5 protein-coding genes are annotated in these 4,423 nt (G+C 45.6%); 4 read left to right on the top strand and 1 reads right to left on the bottom strand.

Annotation, left to right across the window (positions count from 1 at the left end):
- Window positions 1-503: 503 nt before the first annotated feature.
- Together RMO27_RS10265 and RMO27_RS10260 are read left to right on the top strand one after the other, a co-directional pair.
- Window positions 504-875 (top strand): GIY-YIG nuclease family protein, encoded by a 372-nt coding sequence (locus RMO27_RS10265; RefSeq protein WP_309732032.1) that lies wholly within the window; start codon window positions 504-506, stop codon window positions 873-875.
- A complete protein-coding gene (locus RMO27_RS10260; RefSeq protein WP_309732030.1) occupies window positions 872-1,087 on the top strand; it encodes a hypothetical protein in 216 nt (71 codons plus the stop codon). The genes RMO27_RS10265 and RMO27_RS10260 overlap by 4 nt, the downstream gene beginning before the upstream one ends.
- A gap of 140 nt (window positions 1,088-1,227) precedes the next feature.
- Here RMO27_RS10260 and ruvB read toward each other — a convergent pair whose 3' ends face one another.
- The gene (gene ruvB / locus RMO27_RS10255; protein WP_309732028.1) at window positions 1,228-2,370 is read right to left on the bottom strand and encodes a Holliday junction branch migration DNA helicase RuvB; all 1,143 of its coding nucleotides are present in this window, start codon (window positions 2,368-2,370) and stop codon (window positions 1,228-1,230) included.
- Window positions 2,371-2,535: 165 nt separating this feature from the next.
- On the opposite strand from ruvB, the gene RMO27_RS10250 reads away from it, so the two are divergent.
- Window positions 2,536-3,012, top strand: coding sequence for a hypothetical protein (locus RMO27_RS10250; RefSeq protein ID WP_309732025.1), 477 nt, complete (start codon window positions 2,536-2,538; stop codon window positions 3,010-3,012).
- Window positions 3,013-3,371: 359 nt separating this feature from the next.
- Entirely contained in the window at window positions 3,372-4,358 is a 987-nt protein-coding gene (locus RMO27_RS10245; RefSeq protein WP_309732023.1) for an ABC transporter ATP-binding protein, read from the top strand.
- Window positions 4,359-4,423 lie beyond the last annotated feature (65 nt).

Below are 4,423 nucleotides of genomic sequence, written 5' to 3'. Positions count from 1 at the left end.
CAGCAATAAGAAAAATCGGAAACTAAGCAATACTCACAACAACCATTAGCTCGATCGTAAACTTGTTTTCGTAGCGCGACAGAAATATATGTTTTGCTCATTCAGACTGGGCTTCCTTGAGCTTTATTAAAGCTCTAGCCTTTGCCATTCTGACAATATGCTCCAGGATTGATACCCCTGCCATAACTGCTCTTCTGCTGAGACGCTACGCGATCGATGAAAAATTAGACAACGAAAAATTAGACAACAAAGGTTAGATCGCGGATAAGCTGTTCTACATCTAATTTTTTTGACTGAATCGCTTACAGCAACGGTTATGGAGTGCCAATAGAGTGGTTTAAATGTCGAACAGCTTAGTGGATCGATCGAGTAGAATAGTCTGGGCTACTCATCCACCGCTAAAATGCAGGCATCACCTACTGGTATGCAAAAGTTACAAGCAACTGATTAGGCCAGATTAAGATACTCTTGAAAATAGTCATTATTTACGATAAAACCAGAAAATGACCGATATCGAAGCACAGGCGCAGGTAATTCTAGATTTTCTAGTCAAGCTGCCATTTGCTGATTGCCTGCCAATAACCAGAGATTTTGCAGATCTCACCACAAAGCCAGGTATTTATGCAGTGCGACATCGCACTGATGGTCTACTTTATATTGGCAAAGCTCAAGATATCAAAGAACGATTTCGGGGCGGACATAAAGCAGTCACTTGGTCATGGTTAGCAGAATATCATCATCAAGATGTGGCGATCTCGATCTATGAGATCGACTTTGGGCAGTGGCGGACGTTATCATCAAAGTTAGAAGGGATTATTCTCATTTGGAGTAAGCCCCCATTTAATATTCGGATACCGATGAGGGATGAGTCATGAAGTCAAGTAGTCCTGAAGCAGAGATAATCGAGCATCTAAGCCCAGTTGCGGCCAGGATGATGTTAGCGGCCTTACCAGACCATATTCGCAAGGCTTTTGAGCGAAGGGCACAGGAAATTGACTATCCGGTGGAAGCTGTGTTAGAAATGGCAATTGCCGGATTTTTGGATAGTGAATCTCTGAGCTTTGAAGATTGCCAGCCTCGCTATTAGCCTTAATGTGTGACATGAGTAGGGAACGATATCTACTGGCAATATGAAAAAGTTACAGCAAACTGCCGAGAAAATCACATTACGGCTAAAACCACCTGTCTACGATCGAGTAGCATTAAATTCGTTTGCCTGCGCTGCCACTATTCCTCTAATAACGATAACTGTTCGCTGCTGTCATTGCCCCCTTTCAAGCCCAAATGCCTCCGCGCGGCTGCCGTCACTACCCGTCCCCGTGGCGTCCGGTGCAGATAGCCGATTTGGAGTAGATACGGCTCGTAGACTTCCTCGATCGTATGACTGTCCTCACCTGTAGATGCCGCTAATGCTTCCAATCCGACAGGACCACCATTGAACTGCTCCGCCATCGTGGTTAATAATAATCGATCGACCCAATCCAAACCTAACGGATCGACGTTATAAATCTCCATCGCGGCACTAGCAATTTCGCCATCGATGAGGCTGTGGTTTTTGACTTGAGCATAGTCCCGCACCCGTTTTAATAGGCGATTGGCAATCCGAGGCGTACCGCGCGATCTTCTAGCAATTTCCGCTGCACCTTCTAAGGTGATGGCAGTATTGAGAATATCCGCTGTTCGCTGAACGATCAGCGTTAGTTCGTCCACCTCATAAAAACGCAGCTTCTGTACCAGTCCAAATCGATCGCGTAATGGCGATGTCAGCGAACCAACCTTTGTCGTCGCGCCCACGAGCGTAAATTTCGGGAGCGGAATACTCCGAATTTTGGCTGTATTCCCTTTACCGACGGTAATATCTAACCGAAAATCCTCCATTGCGGGGTAGAGAATTTCTTCTGTCATCCGTGGCAAGCGATGAATCTCATCTATAAATAAAATATCTCCAGGCTGCAACCCCATCAAAATCCCGACGATATCGCGTGGGCGTTCCAGTGCGGGTGCGGCGGTAATCTTGCAATTTACACCCATTTCTGATGCCAGAATCAGGGACATGGTAGTTTTCCCCAATCCTGGCGGGCCATATAGAAGTAGATGATCGAGGGATTCGTTGCGGACTTTGGCGGCTTGGATCGCAATATCCAGGACGCCTTTGAGATCTTTTTGACCGATATATTCATTGATACTACTAGGTCTGAGGCTTTCTTCCTGGATCTTTTCCTCAGGATTAGTAATATCAGCTTGTAATATTTCCGCGTCGGCAGCGACTACTGGCGTAGGGATAGCTGCTGGTTTTTTAGGATTACTTTTCTTCTCCTGCGGTGGCTGTGGGGCATCAGAGGCTGGCTGTTTGGAGGAGATAATGGCCATATCAGATGGTAGATGAGCGGATTTATTTCATTATCTCAATTAATCGTCGGATCCGCGCGATTTGGTAAAGCCAATGATGCTAGATGCTATACGCTGCTGACAACTTGAAACTGGTAAGATACATTCAGTTAAAGTAAATTTAATCAAATCAAATCAATAATTAGCATGACCTACACTCCCGAAGAACTAAACACGATCGCCCAAGCACCAATGAACATCGGGATGGCAGTTGCGATGGCCGATATGGGGATTATTTCGACCGCGATCGAAGCAGTTGCGCTGACTAAAGAAATCGTCGGTGCGGGCAAAAAATACCCAACTAATTCGATCGTCCAAGCCGCTTTCTCAGAAGCCGTCCTCGGTAGTGGCAAAATCAAAACTAAAAAGCCAGATGTTAAACCCGAAGATATTCAGTCTGGCGCATTTGTCACTCAAGCGATCGCTACTGTCGATAGTGCTGTAGCCACCATTGGTACCAAGGCGACACCAGCCGAGATTACCGAATTCAAGCAGTTTATCTATGCTTGTGCTGAAGCTGTCGCTAGTGCTGCAGGTAGTGGGTTATTTGGTTCGGGCGATCCGAAAATCAGCCCCACTGAAGCATCGGCTTTGACCAAAATCAAAGCTGGTTTGGGTATTTAGGTACTAATTCGAGTCTGGCGGCGATGCGATCGAGAAGTATTTCCAAAGGTGAGAGGACAGGCTAAAGTAGAGAAGCGATAAGAGGGTGTTTGAAAAACTGAGATCTAATCCCCCCAACCCCCTTAAAAAGGCTACGTTGTATACACAAGTCGGCTAGACTTCGTTTCTAGATCTAAATCCCCCAAACCCCCATAAAAAGGGGGCTAAGATCTGGTCAAAGTCCCCCTTTTTAAGGGGGATTTAGGGGGATTTACACCAACTACGGGTATTAAAAACAACTCTTCAAATATCCTCTAAGACAGTTGCGTAAATTACGCGGCTGGTTGTCTCGAAAAATTCTTACCCCGACTTCGATAACTATGACTCTCACGACAGAAACATTAGCTCGATCGGCTCCAACTACTGACATCGCCGCCGCGATCGAAACATATCAATTAGGCAAGGTATATCGCACTGGATTTTGGCTCAATCGCCAAGTTGAATCATTAAAAGACTGTACGCTGCAAGTCTATGAAGGCGAAACATTTGGATTGTTGGGCTTAAATGGTGCGGGCAAAACAACGCTGCTCAAAACATTATTAGGAATCGTCAAACCGACCAGCGGGAAAGGATTATTGCTCGGTAAACCGCTCGGAGATCGATCGATCAAACAGAAAATTGGTTATCTGCCTGAAAATCCCTATTTCTACGATTTTCTGACTGGCTGGGAGTTATTAGAATACACTGCTGGCTTATTTGAAATCCCCCACTCCGTTCAAAAACAACGTATTCCCGCATTGTTAGAATTAGTTGGTTTGACACAGTCGGCAGCCAAGAAAAAGCAACTCCGGCAGTACTCAAAGGGAATGGTACAAAGAGTCGGAATGGCACAAGCTTTAATGAACGATCCCGAACTGGTTTTCCTAGATGAACCGATGTCAGGACTCGATCCCTTGGGACGTAAACAGATGCGCGATATTATTGTTTCGCTAGGCGATCGTGGTAAAACGGTCTTCTTTAATAGTCACGTACTTTCGGAAGTAGAACAGATTTGCAGTCGCGTCGGTATCCTCGCTCGCGGTGAATTAATTTCCTGCGGTACTTTATCAGAATTACTGATAAATGAAGATGAATATTACGTTGTTTCCGGTCGCGGTGGCAATCCCGAAATCCTCGATCGCTGGATCGAACAGATTAATTATCAAGACGATCTCTGGTCGGGAAAATTGCGCGGCGAACCGCAAGAATTCATCGGGACGTTACGGTTGATGGATGCAGAATTGATCTCGCTCAATCGCGGTCGCGCCTCCCTCGAAGACTTTTTCATGGCACAGATGGAATTACGTGGGATTCGATCGAGTACTTAGAACATTAGAAAAATAGAGGTCAAAACCACAGGCTATTGGTATCGATCGATTAAGCGATTCGATCG

Origin of the sequence: Chamaesiphon sp. OTE_75_metabat_556, from assembly GCF_031378165.1 — a bacterium.
Classification (GTDB): domain Bacteria; phylum Cyanobacteriota; class Cyanobacteriia; order Cyanobacteriales; family Chamaesiphonaceae; genus Chamaesiphon.
The sequence above is the reverse complement of the archived record's forward strand: the minus strand, read 5'-3'. Positions and strand labels throughout refer to the sequence as shown.